This is a genomic window from Sandarakinorhabdus rubra (assembly GCF_010994245.1).
Taxonomy (GTDB): Bacteria; Pseudomonadota; Alphaproteobacteria; order Sphingomonadales; family Sphingomonadaceae; genus Sandarakinorhabdus; species Sandarakinorhabdus rubra.
The window spans coordinates 1-1777 of the sequence record NZ_WMHO01000330.1 but is presented as its reverse complement, the minus strand read 5'-3'; the positions used below and the strand labels follow the sequence as shown (position 1 = coordinate 1777).

Sequence of the window (1777 nt, the reverse complement as noted above, 5' to 3'; positions counted from 1 at the left end):
GCGCGATTCCGCACTGGCCGCCTTTGCCGGCGATCCTGCCGCGCAGGGCCGGATCAGGGCTGCGGCGGCCGAGATGGGGCTGTGAAGCGCGTTCTCGTTCTGGATGGCCATCCCGATGCCGGCGCCCTGTGCGGGGCGCTGGCCGGCGAAGCGGCGGCCGCAGCGCAGGCGCGCGGCGTCGAGGTGCGGCTGCTGCGCCTCTCGGCAATGCAGTTCGATCCCAATCTCGCCGGCGGCTACAAGACGCGGCAGGAGCATGAGCCCGACATCGTCGCCTTTCTTGACGCCATACGCTGGTGCGACACGTTCATCCTCGTCCACCCGCTGTGGTGGGGCGCGGCGCCGGCCAAGCTGAAGGGCCTCATTGATCGCGCCTTCCTGCCCGGAATCGCCTTTGCCTATGAAGGCAACGGGCATTTTCCGAAGAAACTGTTCGAAGGCCGCACCGCGCGCGTGCTGATCACCGCCGACACGCCGCCGTGGTATCTGTGGCTCGGCTATCGCAACGGCTGGCCCAACGTGCTGAGGCGCCAGATCCTCGATTTCGTCGGCCTGAAGGTGACGCAGCTGAAGGTGGTGGGCACCATCCGCGATGCGACGCCCGAACGCATCGCCGGCTTCATGGCACAGGCGCGCAAGCTCGGCAGCTAATTGCTGTCCGCCGCGGGCAGCAGCTGAGCCAGCAGCGGGTTGGGGAAACGGCGGCGCTGGGTGATGGCGTGGAAATCCTCGGCGAGGCCGGGGATGGAGATGATCTCCACCAGCGTCCCGGCGGCCAGTTCGTCCTTCACCACGATCGGTGGCACCAGGGTGAGCGCGTCTGACGAGCGGGCGAGCAGGCGCAGCATCGCCATGTCGTCCACTTCCGCAAGGATGATCGGCTGGATGCCGGCCTCGGCCAGCAGGCGGTCAAAACCGCTGCGGATGTCGAGGCCGCGGGCCGGCAACAGGACCGGCAGCTTGGCCAGATCGCGCGGGAAGTTGAGGGGCCGGTGGATGAGGCCGGGCGGGCCGACCAGCCCCACCGGCTGGTGGGCAATCAGCCGCGAGACGATGTCGGCCGACACCACCCCGCGCGGCGGCTGGTTCGACAGCACGACATCAAGCTCGTGCGCCTCGAGCTGGGCCAAGAGGTCCTTCAGCGTGCCCGACACCATCACCAGCTCGACGTCGCGGCGGCCGATCAGCGGCGCGATGAACTCGGCCTGGAAGTTGCGCGACAGCGTGGGCAGGGCGCCGATGCGCAGCACCTGCTGTTCGATCCGCACCCGACCCTTCAGGGTGGCGACCAGTGCATCGCCAGCAGAAAACACGGTATCGGCATGATCAAGCGCGATCTTGCCGGCCTCCGTCAGCACCAGCCGCTTGCCCACCCGTTCGAACAGGGCATGGCCCAGCGCATCCTCCAGGCTCTTCAACTGCACCGACAGCGCCGATTGCGACAGGTTCAGCCGCTCGGCGGCGCGGGTCAGGCTGCCGGCGTGGGCCACGGCGTGGAAATAGCGCAGGTGGTTGTAGTTCAGGGCCGCCATGGAAATCCATTTATCAGAACGAACGATTATAGATAATATATATATTTTACGCAGAAAGTGCCAGCGCCTAGAGGACCGGTCGTTTCCGCCTTCCCGATGGAGCGACCCGATGACGTTTTCCCCCCTGTTGTGGCTGATGCTCACCGGCCCGGTGGCCCTGCTGCTGCTGGCCGTGCTGCCGGCGGGCGACGCCCGGCGGCTGGCCTTGCGCGCCCGCGCCGCCGCGCTGATCAGCCTTGTCAGCG

At 67.4% G+C, this 1777-nt stretch carries 2 protein-coding genes; one reads left to right on the top strand and one right to left on the bottom strand.

Annotated elements, in window-relative coordinates; all coding sequences use genetic code 11:
• The first annotated feature begins 81 nt into the window (after nucleotides 1-81).
• Nucleotides 82-651, top strand: a complete 570-nt coding sequence (locus tag GJV64_RS14120; RefSeq protein WP_164158082.1) for an NAD(P)H-dependent oxidoreductase — start codon at nucleotides 82-84, stop codon at nucleotides 649-651.
• Here GJV64_RS14120 and GJV64_RS14115 read toward each other — a convergent pair.
• Nucleotides 648-1532 (bottom strand): LysR family transcriptional regulator, encoded by an 885-nt coding sequence (locus tag GJV64_RS14115; protein WP_164158079.1) that lies wholly within the window; start codon nucleotides 1530-1532, stop codon nucleotides 648-650. The genes GJV64_RS14120 and GJV64_RS14115 overlap by 4 nt on opposite strands.
• Between the last annotated feature and the right edge of the window lie 245 nt (nucleotides 1533-1777).

Bases quoted from the DNA above. Each gene is read 5' to 3' on its own strand.
- GJV64_RS14115 (WP_164158079.1), bottom strand. From the start codon at position 1,532: ATGGCGGCCCTGAACTACAACCACCTGCGCTATTTCCACGCCGTGGCC.